This is a genomic window from Pseudoalteromonas maricaloris (genome assembly GCF_024746855.1).
In the GTDB taxonomy this organism is placed as follows: Bacteria; Pseudomonadota; Gammaproteobacteria; order Enterobacterales; family Alteromonadaceae; genus Pseudoalteromonas; species Pseudoalteromonas maricaloris.
This window is the reverse complement of the sequence record NZ_CP024626.1, coordinates 705,730-722,537: the sequence shown is the minus strand read 5'-3', so window position 1 is coordinate 722,537 and position 16,808 is coordinate 705,730. Positions and strand designations below refer to the sequence as shown.

Below are 16,808 nucleotides of genomic sequence, written 5' to 3'. Positions count from 1 at the left end.
AGTGTGTCCATTATCACTATTGTGTGTTTTCTAACGTAAGCTTAATTTGCAGTTTTGATACCAGCTTTTACTTTTTATATTTTTATTCATACAATCAATATGATGTAGGCTGTTATCGCTTTACTCTTACTGTATTTTGCGTGCCATTATCGATACACTCGCCATGTTCTGTTTCGATACCGATACATTTGATAGTTCTGTTTGTATTCAATACATCAAACAAGGTTGCATAAATTAACGACCATTTATTTAAGGAGAAATAACATGTCGTATAAATCAGTAAAAAATCTCGTAGGTTGGCTCGTTGTAGGTCTGTCTGCGCTAGCGTTAGCCCCCAGTGTTGTGCCTGGTAGCATGGCTGTTTTAGCATTTTACTTAAGCCTTGTACTGCTCCTAGTTTCCTTGTTTACCATTTCTTCAGCCAATCACCGCCACTTTCAATTGACAGCAATCATTGTCGGTGTCGGTATGCTGGTTTTGAACGATTACTTGCGTGTTATCATGCCTTCGCCAGAACCTACTTGGCTTAACCGCATCGCTTTGTATCTCGTGTATTTCATTATTTGTGGGGTAGGTATGATTAAGGTTAAACGACAACTCAACAGGTAATATCAGTTGTATTAAGTAAATGATCTATTTCGAAGAGGGGAAATAGCTTTAGTAGCTAGGCAAAATTTTGCTATTTAGTTGTTCTAAATGAGAAGTTTTTAACGAAGCTAATATGCTATTTCACCCTTCAAATTGATTAGAGAATTAATTCAATTGGTATCCACACTCAGTTATTGCCAAACAGCGGTTGCGATCTGATGCTTAGCCACATACAATTTCGCGACCTGTCTGTTTGCAAACTACATTACTTTGGCTGTATCTACGACTTTCTCTTCTAAGGGGCCTTTAGCCCAGCATTTCCCGGGCTATCAACCAAGGCAGCCCCAAATTGATATGGCTATTGCGGTAGAAGAAACCATACAAAATGGTGGACAATGCATCGCCGAAGCAGGAACAGGGACGGGGAAAACATTTGCCTACCTCATTCCTGCCTTTGAGTCTAAAGGTAAAGTCATCGTCTCAACCGGCTCTAAGGCCTTGCAAGAGCAATTATTCCATCGAGACGTGCCGACCTTAAAAAAGGTGCTTGGCAGTGGGAAAAAAGTCACTTTGCTAAAGGGTAGGGCCAATTACCTTTGCCCTTATCGCTTATCACAGCATTTGAGCCATGTGCCAACCGACGACCCAGATGTTATGCACCAACTTGCCATGGTTGCAAAGTTCGCTTCTGAAACACACAGTGGAGACTTAGCCGACTGTGTGGGTATCGAAGAAGACGCAAAGGTATTACCCTACGTTACCTCAACTGCAGATAACTGTTTAGGGAAAGAGTGCCCAGACTACGAAGACTGTTATATTCGAAAGGCAAGATTAAAAGCAGTCGATGCCGATGTTGTGGTGATCAACCATCATTTATTTTTTGCCGATATGGCCGTAAAAGATTTAGGTTTTGCGGAGCTCATGCCAACCGCGGATAGCTATATCTTCGATGAAGCACATCAATTACCAGAAATAGCCAGTGACTATTTTGGTGAGACTATCAGCACTAAAGCTTTGCAGGCGCTTATTAACGATTTAAGGGTGATCTACCGTTCTGATATTCCAGATATGTTGCAACTAGGCAAAACGCTCAATAAATTGGAAACTAGTGTCGCCGATTTGCGTTTGGTATTTGGTGGCGATGGTGCTCGTGGTGATTGGCGTGAGGCGCTAGCGAATAAACCGATTTGCGATGCCATGCATCGAGTGATAGCTAACTTAGACTTTCTCTATAAAGTGCTCAAGCTTTGTCTGGATAGAAGCGAGAAAATAGAACACCCATTTGAAAAGGTCATGACCTTTAAAAATCAGTTTGAACGTGCCTTCGATACTAGTCAAACTGGATTTAGTTACTGGTTCGAAACCACAAGACGCTTTTTATCTATTCATATCACGCCGCTTGATGTATCAAGTAAGTTTGCACAAATTGTCAAAACCACTGAGGCAAGCTTTGTATTTACCTCCGCCACCTTATCCGTTGATAATTCCCTGAAGCACTTTAGTCGTAGCTTAGGACTCAAGCCGACCTCACAATTTATTGTTGATAGTCCATTTGACTATAAGCAGCAGGCTTTACTCTGCCTGCCACGCTATTTGCCAGAAACCCGTGACGACTTAATGCTACATGCGCTGGTAAAGCTTGCAAAACAGGTGATTGAAGCTGCAAAAGGGCGTACATTTTTACTCTTTACCAGCTATCGGGCGATGCATTTAGTGTACGAAGGGCTGAATACGGCACTGCAATACCCCATTTTTATGCAGGGTCAAGCATCGAAACGGATAATTTTAGAGCAATTTATTCGGCACGGTAACGCCGTACTACTTGGTACAGCTTCTTTTTGGGAAGGCGTGGATGTAAGAGGTGACACTTTGAGTTGTGTTGTCATTGATAAGCTACCATTTGCTTCACCAGATGACCCTTTGTTGCAAGCGCGCATGCGAGACGCTGAAATGCGTGGATTAGAACCCTTTGATGCAATACAGCTCCCCCAAGCTGTTATCGCGTTGAAACAGGGGGTTGGGCGATTAATTCGTGATGCTACCGATAAAGGTGTACTGATTATTTGCGATAATCGCTTAGTTACGAGAAAATACGGCCAGACGTTTTTAAGTAGTTTGCCTGATATGTCTCGCACGAGAGACTTAAATAAGGCAATTCGATTTTTAGAGAATATTGATAAAAATGAAAAATAACCTGTTGGCCATAGACGCCTCCACCGAAGCACTCAGTATTGCATTGCACTATGAAGGCAAGTTTATTCGCCACTTCGAGGTTTGCCCACAGCAGCATAGCCAAAAGATACTTCCCTTAGTTGAACGTATTTTACGCGAAGCCGATATCACCCTTAGTGAGCTTGATGGCATTGTATTTGGACGTGGGCCTGGCAGCTTCACTGGGGTGAGAATAAGTACAGCGGTTGCGCAAGGCTTAGCATATTCTTCAGGTCTTAAGTTAGTTGGTGTTTCAACTTTGCAGGCGATGGCGCAACAGGCATACATAGAAGCAGGCAAGTCCAGCGTAGTGTCGGCAATAGATGCACGTATGGGTGAGATCTACTTATGCCAATACAACGGCGAAACTAGTGGTGTTATTCAACCAAGCACCGAAGAAACAGTTATTAAACCTGAAAATATCGACTTCACATCAAGTGGTGCGGCCGGTGTTGGTACAGGATGGCAAGCATTCTCAGAGCTTACCACACAGCTTGAATGCGAAATCATTGACAATATCACGTTACCTGATGCTTATTACATGCTGTTTATAGCTGACGATAGTTTCACACAAGGCTTATCTGTGGATCCAGCTGACGCCCAGCCGCAATATGTGAGGGATACTGTGACGTGGAAAAAGTTGCCAGGTCGAGAATAAAGGCGTATTTTTATACAAGCACTTCGTATTTATTGAGCTAAACCGTGAAACTAAATTCAATCATTCAACAAGCAGGTACATATCAAGTAAAGCCACAGCCTAAAAAGGCGGTGAGCCCTGCTATTGAAGAAGGAAATACGGCTAAGCTCAATACCGCTCAGATCAAAACCAGTGAAAAGGGCATTGCGTTGGTGGAGCAGTTCCAATCGCAGCAACGTTCGACTATCTACGACCGCCCTAACTTTCGTACTGGACAAGCAATTAGTGAATACAAAGCAATTGCAACGGAAGCAAGACGAGATGAGATCAAAAGTATGATTGGCGTTTCTGTTTACGCGTAATCTTTCTTTCAAGACTCAAAAACAAAGAAGGTCAGCAAATGCTGACCTTCTTTGTTTTCGAAAGTAAATGAAGATTTTTACTTTTTAATAAATCCAATCAGTTTATCAGCAATTGCGGTATTGTTTTGCGAGCCGATAAACGCTTCTTTACCTTTACCATGGGCAAACACTTGTACATCGATAGCGGTGTGACCACCCGTTGTCCAACCAGTGAAAGATGCATCACTAATTGCCTCTTTAACGACAACACTAAGCGCCTTCGGATCTTGTGAAAGTGCTTCTTTTACTTTTAGCTCAGTCGCACTATCATACTCAAGACCTGTGAGATCTTGCCATGTTGCTTTAACGTCTTTTGTCTTTGCGAGTGCTTTTGCTATCTCGCCCGCTGAACCTTTCACTTTAGCTACCACATCACGCTCCCAGCGATACTGACCATTCGCACCAAGCGTTAATCCACCGGTAGAGTGATCTGCTGTGATCACCAAGATAGTGTCTGGGTTGTTATCAACAAAAGCCTTTGCCAGCTTAATTGACTCTGCAAAGTCGTCCATTTCATGCATAGCACAAGCGATATCATTAGCATGTCCACACCAGTCAATCTGACTACCTTCAATCATTAGGAAGAAGCCTTTATCATTCTGGTTTTCCAATAATGATAAAGCCGTTTTAGTCATTTTAGTTAGGCGCTGCGGCTCATCATCAATTGCGAATGGCAGACCTACTTCTGCGAACAGACCCATCGCAGGAATTTTATTTAGCGTATCAAGCTTAGATAAAGCATCGACGTATTGATAACCTGCATCTTTAAATTCATTAACTAAGTTTCTATCTTCACGAATGAAGTATTTAGTGCCACCACCAAGCATAAGATCTACAGGTAATTTTCCTGCGATTTTATTGTCTATGTAATCATTGGCAATGTCGTCATAGTTACGACGTGATTCATTATGAGACGCGAAACTTGCAGGTGTTGCGTGGTTGATTTGCGATGTTGCAACAAGCGCGGTTGTTTTACCTTTTCTTTTCGCCACTTCGAGCATCGTTTCCAAATGTTCTTTATGGGTATCTACCGCAATTGCGCCATTATAGCTTTTCGTTCCTGTACTTAAGGCGGTTGCGCCCGCAGCACTGTCTGTTACAACCGTGTCGTCGTCTGGGTAGGTATGCGCCATACCAACCAAAATAGAGTCAAAAACCGTTGGGTCAACCACTTTCGTGGAAGGGTCATCTTTAAAATAACGGTAGCCCGTTGTGTAAGCCGGCCCCATACCGTCGCCAATCATGTAAATAATGTTTTTTGGAGCAGCCAATGTCGGAGCCGCAAATACTAATCCAACAAATGAGGCCAAAAGGCTAGTTTTGAAATTCATTGTTATTCCCGTGTACTTATCGTGATGAAGGTTTGTGATTCTCTACTATTTGATCAATTTAAACGCATTCGTAATAAAATGGATGTTCGATAAAAATATTTTCAACAAATCAAAGTAGTAAGTTCAAATATGTCACGGTAAGATGATAAATCAATGATGGTACAATGAACACTAAAAGAATTCGTCGATGTCTCTATATGCGATAAAAGAACAAAAAATCGGGCCATTCTCCTACCAACACTGGGGAGAAGGAGAGCAAACCGTTATCTACCTTCACGGTTGGCAAGATAATAGCAACAGTTTTGTGCCGTTTGCGCCATTTTGCAATAAACAATACACGCATATAGCGCTTGACTTACCAGGTCATGGACATTCAGATTGGAAAAGTGCCGACGCCTTTTATTACTTTATCGATTATGTCTATGACTTAAAGTGCTTTTTAGATTTAGCACAGATCAAAACGTGCCATATTGTTGGTCATTCTATGGGGGCGATGATAGCTAACTTGTTTGCAAGCTGCTATCCAACACGCTGTTTATCGTTGGTACTAATCGAGGGAATAGGGATTATGAGTACCTCAGAGAGTGATACCAAAACCCAGCTCATTAATGCGTTTAATTCCCGAGATAAATTAAAACAATCTGAACCACGGGTTTATCCTGATATAAATACACTTGCGCAACTACGCAGTAAAATCAGTGATGTTTCTGAAGAAATAGCAGCGCTACTTGTGACAAGAAATACCCAGCCGCATCCTGATGGCGTGCAACTTAGATTGGACCCCCGACTAAAGCATCACTCTGGATTTAGGTATTCCATCTCTCAAGCAAAGTCGGCGCTCAATGGGATATCCATTCCAACCTTATTGGTGTTAGCGGAACAAGGCTATGACATGATTGTCAGACAATATAGTCAATTTAAGGGCTGTTTCGACTCACTCAGGCTTGAGAAAATACCTGGCGGCCACCATTGCCATATGGAAAACCCGGAAATTTGCTATAAGCTAATTGAAGCACACCAGAACCGCGACAAAACAGCGTTTACAACTGAAGGAGCGTAAAGAATAAACTAATCATGGAAAGAAAAGTTCACAAAGAGCGCTAAAGCCCACGTTTCAACAGCATCTAGATTGTAAATCCTCAGATATTGTGGGAATATGGCGTTTTTAGAGTATTTGCTCAATTGTTAAAGTGCCTTACATCGTTTATGGTTTAGGGTGAATATAAAAATAACGAGAACACAGGAGCTAAGAGTGGAAAAAATCTGGCTTAAGCGCTACCCAGAAGGTATGCCTGAAACTATCGACCCAGAGCATTACAACTCATTGCTTGAATTATTTGAAAAAAGTTTTGCAGATTATGCTCAGTATCCAGCCTACACCAATATGGGTAAGACACTGACTTATCAGCAAGTTGATGAAAAAACCAAAGCAGTTGCTAGTTATATACAAAATGAATTGAAACTTGGCCGTGGCGATAAAGTTGCGGTCATGATGCCAAACTTGTTGCAAACCCCAGTTACCATTTTAGGTGTACTACGTGCTGGTTGTACTGTTGTAAACGTCAATCCGCTTTACACAGTGCGCGAATTAGAGCATCAGCTAAATGACTCCGAGTCAAAAGCTATCTTTATTCTTGCAAACTTTGCCCATACATTGGAGCAGGCCTTACCAAAAACCAGTGTGAAGCACGTAGTGCTGACGGAAATTGGTGACATGTTAGGTGGCTTCAAAAAGCACTTGGTGAACTTTGTTGTTAAGCACTTCAAAAAAATGGTGCCTGACTTTAGCCTGCCAAATACCATTCCTTTCAAAGAAGTAATTGCAGCAGATCCAACAAAATATCAGAAACCTGATGTGACGCTAAGTGACCTTGCCTTCTTGCAATACACTGGCGGCACAACTGGCGTATCTAAAGGCGCGATGCTTACTCATGGCAACATGGTAGCAAACCTTGAGCAGGTCTCTGGCTGTTTAGATAAAGTACTAGATAAAGGAAAAGAGGTCGTTATCACGGCGCTACCGCTTTACCATATCTTTGCATTAACAGCGAACTGTTTGACCTTTATGAAGTACGGTGGTCACAATATCTTGATCACCAACCCGCGTGATATGCCTGCGTTTGTAAAAGAGCTTGCAAAGGTGCCATTTACCGCTATCACTGGTGTTAACACCTTATTTAATGGCTTGTTGAACACACCAGGTTTTGCCGACCTAGACTTTTCAACCCTGAAAATGTCTTTAGGTGGTGGTATGGCCGTACAACGCCCTGTCGCTGAGCGCTGGCAGAAGGTGACAAAGTCAAAACTGATGGAAGGTTATGGCCTTACAGAATGTGCGCCGCTAGTTACTATTTGCCCACATGATCTTGAAGCCTACAACGGTTCTATTGGTTTACCTGCACCAAGCACTGACATTAAGATAGTTGATGACAACGGCAATGAAACACCTAAAGGTGAGCCCGGTGAGCTGTGTGTTAAAGGGCCACAGGTTATGGCTGGTTACTACAACCGTCCAGACGCAACCGCCGAATGTTTAAAAGACGGCTGGTTTGCAACGGGTGATATCGCTACTTATGATGATGACGGTTTCTTCTACATCGTTGATCGTAAAAAAGACATGATCTTAGTGTCTGGCTTTAACGTTTTCCCTAATGAAATCGAAGAAGTCGTTGCTATGCACGAAGGCGTGTTAGAAGTTGCAGCGGTTGGCGTGCCACATGAGGTTAGTGGTGAGCAAGTTAAAGTTTTTATTGTTAAAAAAGACCCATCTTTAACAGAAAAAGATATAATTGCACATTGCCGAGATAATCTAACGAACTATAAAGTACCAAAGCTAGTTGAGTTTAGAGATGAACTGCCAAAGACTAACGTTGGTAAAATACTGCGTAGAGCGTTAAAAGAATAACAAATAGAGCCGGCACTAGCCGGCTTTTTTATAACTAGCGTGATATCGCTAGTTATGTAAATTGCATGGGAGTAACAGTGCAGTATCAAGTTATTGAAAGCCAAACAGCACTAGATGAATTTGTCTTGTCTATTTCGAAAGCCAAAGTGCTCGCCGTCGACACCGAATTCATGCGTCGCCGCACCTTATACCCAGAAATTGCTCTGTTACAGATCTTTGATGGTAACCACCTTGCCCTTATCGATCCACTAGCCGATATGGATTTTAGTAGGCTGTGGACGTTGTTTTCAGATACTAGTGTTTTAAAAGTACTTCATTCTCCATCAGAAGATATCGAAGTATTTCTAAAGTTTGCAGGTTTTATCCCATCACCAATATTCGATACCCAGTTTGCTTTACAGTTGTTAGGTGAGGGTAGTTGTATTGGTTTTGCTAATATGGTGAAGCAACTTAGAGACGTTGACATTGACAAAAGTGAATCCAGAACAGATTGGTTACGCCGCCCTTTAACTCAAAGCCAATTAGATTACGCCGCCTCCGATGTATATCATTTACTGCCATGTTTTGAGACTATTCAAGCACGAGTAAATGAAAAGCAGCTATTTAACATAGTACTTCAAGAGAGTGAGTTGCTTGCCCAAAAGAGGAGCTTCCGTCAACCAGATGAAGTACTTTATCTTGATGTCAAAAACGTGTGGCAACTTAAGCCTAGAGATCTTGCTATCCTAAAAGAACTTGCAGCGTGGCGTAGAGCCAAGGCAGAGAAAAAGAACTTAGCGCTAAATTTCGTGCTTAAAGAACATAACATGGTAGAAATTGCCAAACGTCGTCCAAGCTCACTGGGCAGTTTACGTAATGTTCCAGGTGTTGAGCCAATGGAAGTTAATCGCTCTGGTAAAGAAATTCTCGCCTGTATAGAAAAAGCAAAAGAAGTAAGTGAACAAGATTGTCCACAACGCGTGAGAAGGCTTATCGACTTTAAAGGTTACAAAGCAGCGTGCAAGGATATTAAACAGATTATCGCCGAAGTCGCCAAAACTAACGATATTCCGGTTGATGTGTTTGCTTCGAAAAAACAAATCAATCAGGTGATCAGCTGGTCGTGGAAAAAGTCACCGGAAGAAAAGCAATTGCTGATGAAACCCGATCTTGCGTTAGGCTGGAGGGCTGCGCTTGTTGCAGATAAGCTAGACAGTTGGTGGCAGTAGCACTCCTGTCGCTTAAAAGGTGAAAGATAAACAGCGAAAGCGATAATAACATCCACCTTCCGAAGAAGGTGGATGTTATTCAACTAGTCTTTTGGTTGCTCGATACCAAAGTACACGCAATGTAACACAGGTAATACAATCAACGTCAGTATGGTCGCAAAACCAAGACCGAACATAATGGTGACCGCCATGGATTGGAAGAACACGTCAAATAATAGCGGGATCATACCCAGTATGGTTGTGATAGCAGCCATAGACACCGGCCTTACACGACTCACACCAGAATCAAATACCGCTTGGTAAGGGGACTTACCAGAGTCAATTTCGATATTTATTTGATCCATCAGTACAATACCATTTTTAATCAACATGCCGGATAAACTTAGCAAGCCTAGCAGCGCCATAAAGCTAAATGGTGCTTGCAGTAATACAAGGCCTGCCGTTACCCCAATAATAGCAAGCGGCACTGTAGACCAGATCACTAATGGCTTTTTCACAGAGTTAAAGAGCAATACAGTGATCATAAACATCGCTAAATAGCCGATTGGTAATGAGCCAAAAATAGCTTTCTTCGCTTTGCTTGACGACTCATACTCGCCGCCCCATTGCATCTCGTACCCTTGGGGTAGTTCAATGGCTTCGATATCCGCCTTCACTCTTGCAAATAACTTCGCTGGGGTTTCATCACCTATCACGTCATGATCAGCCATTACCGTGATGGTACGTTTGCGGTCGCGGCGCATGATCAGGCTATCTTCCCAAGTGACACTAAAATCATCCACGATTTGTGAAACTGGCACGTAAACGCTAAGGACAGGGCTGAATATTTGTAAGTCACCAAGGTTTTCAACATTGAGTCTCTCTTCCTCAGGAGAGCGTGCAATGATAGGCAACAGTTGCGTACCATCTCGATATAACCCTACCTTGTTACCTGACACCGAAGTCAGTAGCAACTGATCTAAGTCAGATTTACTGATCCCCAAACGACGCGCCTTCAATTCATTAAATTGTGGGCGGATCAACTTGGTTCTTTGTCGCCAGTTATCACGAATATTAAACGCTTTATCGTCTTGGCTGATAATACCTTTGGCTTCTTCAGCTAGTTGGCGTAACACAACAGGATCTGGTCCCGAGAACCTAGCCTCGATTTTTGCGTCGGTTGAAGGACCTATTTCCATGCGCTTTATTTTGAGACGTCCGTCTAGCTCATTTTCAAGCTCATAATCGCGAAGCTTAGCAATCATAGCCACTACAGCTTCTCGGTCTTTTACACGTACAATTAACTGACCATAAGCGTCATATTGTTTTTCAGGCGAATAGGTCAACATAAAACGAGGCGCACCTTGACCAATCGTTGCCGTTACTTCGTTAACCATAGGATCGGCCAGTAAAAAGGATTCAATTTTCTCAACATTTTGCGCCGTGCTGCGTATATCTGCACCTTGATAATGCCAATAATCCACATAGAACATCGGTGTATTTGAAGCCGGGAAGAAGGACTGCTTAACTGATTTAAAGCCAACAACTGCAGCCACTAATAGCAGTACCATAGAAATAATGGTAATAGCGCGATTTTTAAGGCAGAAGGTAAGCATGGATTTATACACAGTGAAGATCACACCTTTATAGGGGTCGTCTTCTTCGCTGGTATCTGATGACTTTTCCTTCGGTCCTTTAAACATCATATTGGCAAAAAATGGTGTCAGTGTGATTGCCGTTACCCAGCTTAGTAGCAATGAAATTAACAACACCCAAAATAAAGAACCAGCAAATTCACCACTGGCATCTGAGCTTAAACCAATCGGCGCGAAAGCGGTGATCCCGATAACGGTTGCGCCAAGAAGTGGCCATTTTGTCTGTTCAACAATGTTCACAGCAGCTTTTACTTTAGATTGACCCCGTTTAATGTTAATCAAAATGCCTTCTGTCACTACAATGGCATTATCGACTAGCATCCCCAGAGCAATGATCAAAGCACCTAATGAAATACGCTGTAAATCAATGGCGAATATCTTCATAAAGATAAAGGTACCTAGCACAGTAATAAGCAAAATACCGCCGATTAAAATACCACTCTTTACACCCATAAAGATAAGCAGAACGATAATTACGATGGCAACGGCCTCTAAAAGGCTAACGATGAAACCGTCAACCGAGGTTTCTACTTCTGTTGGTTGATTGTAAACCGTGTTGATCGTAATACCGTATGGGCGCTGATATTCTAGTTGCTGTAAGTGATGTTCGATTTCTTTACCCACCTCAACAACATTTACACCAGAAGTAAAAGAAACCCCAACCAGCAGTGAACGCTTTTGATCAAAACGTGTAATATGATTCGGCACTTCCGCATACTCGCGTGTCACTTTTGCCACGTCACCCAAATAAATAAGTTCTTTGGCACCGGGCTTTGAGATAAGTAACCCCTCTAGCTCAGCAACGTCTGTAAACTCACCAGTAGGGTGCAGGCGAATAGACTCGTCTCCAACTCGTATTTTACCCGCATTAGATACCGTATTTTGAGCTTGTAGCAACGAGAAAATGTAGCTAGGCGCAATGCCAAGTTGTGACAGTTTTTGTGTTGATATTTCGACGATCACTTGTGCTTGCTGCTCACCCGCAACAGTGACCTTACTCACACCTTCAACTAGCACTAATTCGCGCTTTAAAAAATCAACGTAGTCTTTTAGCTCATCATACGAATAGCCTTCGCCAGTGATCGCGTAGAGTTCACCGTAAACATCAGCAAAATCATCGATAACGCTTGGCGACCTAACACCTGGCGGTAGCTTCGGCGAGAGATCATTTACTTTACGGCGCAGCTCATCCCAGATCTGTTGTAAGTCTTTCTTACGGTACTTACTCTTCATCTCAACAGTGATCTGCGATTTACCAGGAGAAGAAATCGAAGTAACATAATCAACATACGGCAGAGACTGAATTGCATTTTCAATCGGGAAGGTGACTTCCTCTTCCACTTGTTGTGGCGATGCACCAGGATACATAGTCACGACCATGGCTTTTTTTAGTGTGAATTCAGGATCTTCTAGTTGGCCTAAGCCCAAATAGGATACCGCCCCAGCAATAAGCAGGAGCAAGGCAAACATCCAACTGATTACCTTATTCTCAATTGACCATTTGGCTAAACTCATATTACAGACCTCTTTCTTTAGTCCAAGGTCTCACTTTTGCGCCTTCTTGCAAGTAATGCACGCCCGCAGCAACAATTTCTTCACCAGGTTCAAGACCCGACAATACCTCAATACCGGTATGATTCAGTTGGCCAACGGTAACTTCGCGTTTTGTGACGGTCTGTTTATCGCTTTGATATACCCATACGTAACTATTTCCCTCTGTGCCTTGCTTTTTATCGGAGAATACTGCTTGGTTAGGTACGATAATTGCCGTATTTTCACGGTTCGTAATTTTGCTTGGGTCGACGTAAACATGGCCAGTCATACCTGCGAACAAATTAAAGTCCTCGGGGATTGGAAGACTAAATACGACTTTGTAGGTTAAGGTTGCAGGGTCTGCCTGCGTATCCCATTCCTTAATCGTAAGCGGGTAAGACTTACTTGGGTAGCCATCAAAAACAACGGTCGGTTTGTAATCAGAATCTTTATCAACACGTGCAACGATGCGCTCAGGAACTTGAATAACCACATCCATCATATCGCGTGTTTCAAGGCGAAGAATATTTTGCTTTGCTACGACGTTTTCGTAATTTTTGACAAATACCTTGGCAACAGTACCACTAAACGGTGCTCTAAGTTCGCTATATTCGAGGTTTGTTTTAGCAATTTTAAATGCAGACTCCGCAACTTGCTTGTCTGCATTTGCTTTATCAAACTCAGCTTTAGTCGCTATGCCTTTTTCAAATAACGGTTCAATTCTCGATAACTGCGATTTAGCCAGTTCAAATTGGGCTTTACGTTGTTCATATTGCAGGTTGAAATCTTCAGGATCAAGCTTTGCAAGCAATTGCCCTTTTTGTACATCTTGGCCTGCGAGAACTGGAAACTCGATAAGTTCACCATTCACACGAAAGGCTAGGTAGGAGCCTTGGTTTGCCACCACTTCAGCAGGGAAACTACGAAGCGTGCTGCTATTAGGATCCGAAACCGTATGAATTTTAACTGGTCGGTTAGGGGCTTCTGTTGGGGCTTGTTCTGCTTGCTCTTGGCAGCCCACTAATAGGGTAGCCAGCACAATTCCAGAAAACACTCTTAACATATTGTTCTCCATGACAACGTCAATTTTAATGCGTGCAGAATAATGGAATTACATATAAAATAAAAATTATAAAACATTCTATACTGCATAAGATTTATTTATGAAGATTTCGGACTTAGCAGCGTTTTGCACCGTTGTTGAAGCGCCTAGCCTTACCGAAGCAGCAAATAAGCTTCATAAGACGCAGCCTGCGGTCTCTCAATCAATTAAAAGATTAGAACAATCTTTGGGATTTGCCCTTTTTGAGCGTGAGAAATATCGCAATGTGTTAACAGAGCAAGGTCGTCGATTTTATTTTGAAGCCGAAAAATTGCTTAATCATCATAGAGATTTGTCATTACTCGCGACTGAATTCGCGGCGGGTAATGAACCAAGCTTTAACATCTGTTACGAACCGATCGTATATCAAAACCAGATTGATCAAGTATTAGGCAATGCCTTCATTAAGTTTCCCGCAACTGAAATGAACATCTCAAGTGGTAAACGTTTTTTTGCGCTTGAGCAAGTCACACAGGGGATTGCAAACCTTGGCATTGGCCCTTGGTTTGATCTTTTTCATTCAACTGGCGATTTAGAATCAATGCCGATTGGACACGTAAAATTAGGCTTAGTCTCATTAACGGGCTATATGCCACCAGAGCTTAGTTTTTCGGAGCTTGCGCAATACCCATCTCTTGCAATGAAAGAAAGTAAATTCAAGTTTGACAGTGAGCGCTTGGCATACAGAAACAGTAACAATGTCATGAAACTCGATGACGCTTTGGCAATAAAAAGATACCTATTGCAAGGTATGGGCTATGCCCTAATCGGCCTTGACCTTTGTAGAGAAGAATTAGAGTCTGGTGTTTTGCAACAAGTGAGGGTGTTTGATAGAAAGGATGAGTTTGAAGCCGAGATCCACGCGTATCGTTTGCATATTTCCCACCATGGGCCAGTAGCAAGATATTTTTGGGATAAATTAAAAGAGTTAAATATTCAATATGAAAAGCAGCAATCCTCAGCAAGAACTCGCTGAAAAAGTCTTCACCGTAATCGGCGGTATCCCATTTGGAAAAGTTGCGTCGTATGGGCAAATAGCGAGATTAGCTGGCTCCCCAAAACATGCCAGAAAAGTAGGCCAGTTATTAAAAAACCTACCGCAAGGTTCAACGTTACCATGGTACAGAGTAGTAAATAGCCAACGGCGTATTTCATTTCCTCAAGACAGTAGTAAATTTCAAGAGCAAAAATCGCGCTTGCAAGCTGAGGGCGTCACATTCTCAATTAGTAACGTGATAGCTAAACACTGTGTTTGGGAATAGTTATAAATTTAGCGTTAACTGATCCAGATAAATAGGGCAGTCGTAATTATCGTTAGTTTTTGTATATTTGAACGGGAATTATGAAACTCGCTTTATTTCCATTGCCAATATTCTTGCTTCCAGGCGGGTTCACCCGCTTGCGGATCTTTGAGCAGCGCTATTTATATATGGTAAAAGAGGCCGCGAAAACAGAGCAAGGTTTTGTGTTGTGCCCATACCTCGCGGATACGCCGAACAATGTGTCAAAAGAAGGCGTGCACGTTAAAATCGTCGACTTTTCACAAGATGATGATGGTCAGCTGCTCATTGATGTTGAGGCACTATCGCGCGTCGCGATCAGTAATGTGGAAGTAGACTCACAATCTTTACGTTATGGCGATTGTGACGTTATTGATGGGCCGCCATGGCAATGTAGCGAGGAAGCATTTAGTCTAGTTGACAAAACTCTTGTTGATAAGCTTCAGAGTGTTTTTATCGCCAACCCAATCCTTGATGATTTGTACCGCGACAAGCATTTTACTCAACCTCTTTGGGTTGCTTATCGTTGGCTAGAAATCTTACCTATCTCGATGACCCAAAAACTGAAAATAAAACAAGCACAAACATTTGAACAGGTGGCAGAGTTCTTACATACTGTATTAGATGAGAAATAGTGATCCATGCCAAGTTTTCCAGCGTACTACAGCTTATAATTATAAATTGGAAGGTGAGCTATGTTAGGCCAACAGCAATCTATTGATTGCAACGTTCAGTCAGGAACTCGCAAAGCAGTGCAAGAAACTCCCTCTCAAGCGTTATCGGACGCTTTAGTTAAGGTTGCAGAAAAACGAGATCGCAAAGCTTTTGCGTTCTTGTTTGAGTACTTTGCGCCAAAAATCAGGCGCTTTGGTGTGAAGCAATTTGGTAATGACGCCCAAGCGATGGAGCTCGTACAAGACACGATGACGTCAGTGTGGCGTAAAGCACACCTTTATCATCATGACAAAGGCGCAGCCACAACGTGGATCTATACCGTAATGCGTAACGCGTCATTCGATGCATTGCGTAAAATGAAGAGTAATAAAGAAGAACACATCAGCGAAGACATCTGGCCGATAATTCAAGATTCACAGGCTGACGACGACGGTTTTCAAGATCACTTGCAAACGGCGCAAATTCAAAAATACATCAATAAGTTGCCGCCAGCACAACGAGACATAGTCAAAGGCGTGTACTTTCAAGAAATGTCTCAAGAACAATTGGCAGAGCATCTTAATATACCTGTCGGGACAGTTAAGTCACGTTTACGGCTTGCTTTACAGAAACTTCGCGCAGAGATGGGAGATCAAGCATGATTAAGCATCACCCTAATGATTCATTATTAAGCCAATTTGTTGAAGGTAATTTGCCTGCAAGTATCAGTGTCGCAATTGCAGCACATGTCGAACTATGCCCTTGTTGCCAGAAAAAGACCCAACAGCTTGAAGCGCAAGAAGCGAGAGTTCAGCTTGGAGGAGATATGGACTCTGCACTAAGCAGCGATTTTGAGGCAATGATGCAAGCGATAACACTGGATGATGAAATAGACGAAGTGAAAGAATATATCCAACCCACATTTAACTATCAGGGCAGGGATGTTCAGTTACCTCGGGCTATTGCGAATATCGATCGCACCAAGTTTTCAGGTGTAGGCAAAATCGCCCGCTCTCGGTTATTGCTAGAAGATGGCGACTTACGCTCAAGTCTTTTACAAATTGGTGCGGAAGGCGAAATTCCAGAGCACACCCACACGGGCTTTGAGATCACCTTGTTACTTGACGGCGATTTTGCAGATGAAGCTGGGGAATACGTACCGGGCGACTTTATTTGGCAAGACGGCAAACATAATCATTCTCCGCGCACTAAAGAAGGCTGCCTGTGCTTTACCGTGGTAAGCAGTGCACTACACTTTAATAAAGGGTTAAGTAAGCTGTTAAACCCAATTGGTAAGTTGATTTATTAAAGGAATAGTTGCGAA

15 protein-coding genes are annotated in these 16,808 nt (G+C 42.5%); 12 read left to right on the top strand and 3 right to left on the bottom strand.

Annotation, left to right across the window (positions count from 1 at the left end; translation table 11 throughout):
• The first annotated feature begins 264 nt into the window (after positions 1-264).
• The 4 genes from CTT31_RS20990 to CTT31_RS20975 all read left to right on the top strand — a co-directional run bounded on the left by CTT31_RS20990 (position 265) and on the right by CTT31_RS20975 (position 3,798).
• Positions 265-609: a hypothetical protein gene (locus CTT31_RS20990; protein WP_039495260.1), complete on the top strand. Its 345-nt coding sequence runs from the start codon at positions 265-267 to the stop codon at positions 607-609.
• A 333-nt stretch (positions 610-942) separates the two neighbouring features.
• Entirely contained in the window at positions 943-2,781 is a 1,839-nt protein-coding gene (locus tag CTT31_RS20985) for an ATP-dependent DNA helicase (protein ID WP_260492445.1), read from the top strand.
• Positions 2,771-3,457, top strand: coding sequence for a tRNA (adenosine(37)-N6)-threonylcarbamoyltransferase complex dimerization subunit type 1 TsaB (gene tsaB / locus CTT31_RS20980; RefSeq protein ID WP_260492444.1), 687 nt, complete (start codon positions 2,771-2,773; stop codon positions 3,455-3,457). Before CTT31_RS20985 ends, tsaB begins: the two co-directional genes overlap by 11 nt.
• Before the next feature lie 44 nt (positions 3,458-3,501).
• Positions 3,502-3,798, top strand: a complete 297-nt coding sequence (locus CTT31_RS20975) for a hypothetical protein (RefSeq protein WP_017216823.1) — start codon at positions 3,502-3,504, stop codon at positions 3,796-3,798.
• Positions 3,799-3,875: 77 nt separating this feature from the next.
• Here the strand turns inward: CTT31_RS20975 and CTT31_RS20970 are convergent, their stop codons facing one another.
• Positions 3,876-5,168 (bottom strand): alkaline phosphatase, encoded by a 1,293-nt coding sequence (locus tag CTT31_RS20970; RefSeq protein WP_260492443.1) that lies wholly within the window; start codon positions 5,166-5,168, stop codon positions 3,876-3,878.
• A gap of 187 nt (positions 5,169-5,355) precedes the next feature.
• On the opposite strand from CTT31_RS20970, the gene CTT31_RS20965 reads away from it, so the two are divergent.
• From CTT31_RS20965 to rnd, 3 genes are all read left to right on the top strand, one after another.
• Entirely contained in the window at positions 5,356-6,228 is an 873-nt protein-coding gene (locus tag CTT31_RS20965) for an alpha/beta fold hydrolase (RefSeq protein WP_211857004.1), read from the top strand.
• A gap of 192 nt (positions 6,229-6,420) precedes the next feature.
• Positions 6,421-8,073: a long-chain-fatty-acid--CoA ligase FadD gene (gene fadD, locus CTT31_RS20960; protein WP_045988558.1), complete on the top strand. Its 1,653-nt coding sequence runs from the start codon at positions 6,421-6,423 to the stop codon at positions 8,071-8,073.
• A 77-nt stretch (positions 8,074-8,150) separates the two neighbouring features.
• Positions 8,151-9,281 carry a ribonuclease D gene (gene rnd, locus CTT31_RS20955; protein ID WP_211857006.1) on the top strand — a complete coding sequence of 377 codons (1,131 nt, stop codon included), beginning with the start codon at positions 8,151-8,153 and terminating at the stop codon, positions 9,279-9,281.
• A gap of 83 nt (positions 9,282-9,364) precedes the next feature.
• Here the strand turns inward: rnd and CTT31_RS20950 are convergent, their stop codons facing one another.
• Together CTT31_RS20950 and CTT31_RS20945 are read right to left on the bottom strand one after the other, a co-directional pair.
• A complete protein-coding gene (locus CTT31_RS20950) occupies positions 9,365-12,430 on the bottom strand; it encodes an efflux RND transporter permease subunit (RefSeq protein WP_260492442.1) in 3,066 nt (1,021 codons plus the stop codon).
• A 1-nt stretch (position 12,431) separates the two neighbouring features.
• Complete coding sequence (locus CTT31_RS20945) at positions 12,432-13,511, bottom strand: efflux RND transporter periplasmic adaptor subunit (protein WP_045988555.1); 1,080 nt, start codon at positions 13,509-13,511, stop codon at positions 12,432-12,434.
• A gap of 100 nt (positions 13,512-13,611) precedes the next feature.
• Between CTT31_RS20945 and CTT31_RS20940 the strand changes: the two genes are divergently transcribed.
• The 5 genes from CTT31_RS20940 (at position 13,612) to CTT31_RS20920 (ending at position 16,793) form a co-directional block, all read left to right on the top strand.
• Entirely contained in the window at positions 13,612-14,526 is a 915-nt protein-coding gene (locus CTT31_RS20940) for a LysR family transcriptional regulator (RefSeq protein ID WP_010605459.1), read from the top strand.
• On the top strand, positions 14,492-14,812 hold the full coding sequence (locus CTT31_RS20935; protein WP_260492441.1) for an MGMT family protein: 321 nt from the start codon (positions 14,492-14,494) through the stop codon (positions 14,810-14,812). The genes CTT31_RS20940 and CTT31_RS20935 overlap by 35 nt, the downstream gene beginning before the upstream one ends.
• 80 nt (positions 14,813-14,892) lie before the next feature.
• On the top strand, positions 14,893-15,465 hold the full coding sequence (locus CTT31_RS20930) for an LON peptidase substrate-binding domain-containing protein (protein WP_211857010.1): 573 nt from the start codon (positions 14,893-14,895) through the stop codon (positions 15,463-15,465).
• Positions 15,466-15,525: 60 nt separating this feature from the next.
• Positions 15,526-16,146, top strand: coding sequence for a sigma-70 family RNA polymerase sigma factor (locus CTT31_RS20925; protein ID WP_039495233.1), 621 nt, complete (start codon positions 15,526-15,528; stop codon positions 16,144-16,146).
• Positions 16,143-16,793, top strand: coding sequence for a ChrR family anti-sigma-E factor (locus CTT31_RS20920; protein WP_211857011.1), 651 nt, complete (start codon positions 16,143-16,145; stop codon positions 16,791-16,793). The genes CTT31_RS20925 and CTT31_RS20920 overlap by 4 nt, the downstream gene beginning before the upstream one ends.
• The last annotated feature ends 15 nt before the right edge of the window (positions 16,794-16,808 follow it).

Coding starts and splice junctions, on each gene's coding strand:
- CTT31_RS20990 (WP_039495260.1), top strand. CDS start 265: ATGTCGTATAAATCAGTAAAAAATCTCGTAGGTTGGCTCGTTGTAGGT.
- CTT31_RS20985 (WP_260492445.1), top strand. CDS start 943: ATGGCTATTGCGGTAGAAGAAACCATACAAAATGGTGGACAATGCATC.
- tsaB (WP_260492444.1), top strand. CDS start 2,771: ATGAAAAATAACCTGTTGGCCATAGACGCCTCCACCGAAGCACTCAGT.
- CTT31_RS20970 (WP_260492443.1), bottom strand. CDS start 5,168: ATGAATTTCAAAACTAGCCTTTTGGCCTCATTTGTTGGATTAGTATTT.
- CTT31_RS20965 (WP_211857004.1), top strand. CDS start 5,356: ATGTCTCTATATGCGATAAAAGAACAAAAAATCGGGCCATTCTCCTAC.
- CTT31_RS20950 (WP_260492442.1), bottom strand. CDS start 12,430: ATGAGTTTAGCCAAATGGTCAATTGAGAATAAGGTAATCAGTTGGATG.
- CTT31_RS20945 (WP_045988555.1), bottom strand. CDS start 13,511: ATGTTAAGAGTGTTTTCTGGAATTGTGCTGGCTACCCTATTAGTGGGC.
- CTT31_RS20940 (WP_010605459.1), top strand. CDS start 13,612: ATGAAGATTTCGGACTTAGCAGCGTTTTGCACCGTTGTTGAAGCGCCT.
- CTT31_RS20935 (WP_260492441.1), top strand. CDS start 14,492: ATGAAAAGCAGCAATCCTCAGCAAGAACTCGCTGAAAAAGTCTTCACC.
- CTT31_RS20930 (WP_211857010.1), top strand. CDS start 14,893: ATGAAACTCGCTTTATTTCCATTGCCAATATTCTTGCTTCCAGGCGGG.
- CTT31_RS20925 (WP_039495233.1), top strand. CDS start 15,526: ATGTTAGGCCAACAGCAATCTATTGATTGCAACGTTCAGTCAGGAACT.
- CTT31_RS20920 (WP_211857011.1), top strand. CDS start 16,143: ATGATTAAGCATCACCCTAATGATTCATTATTAAGCCAATTTGTTGAA.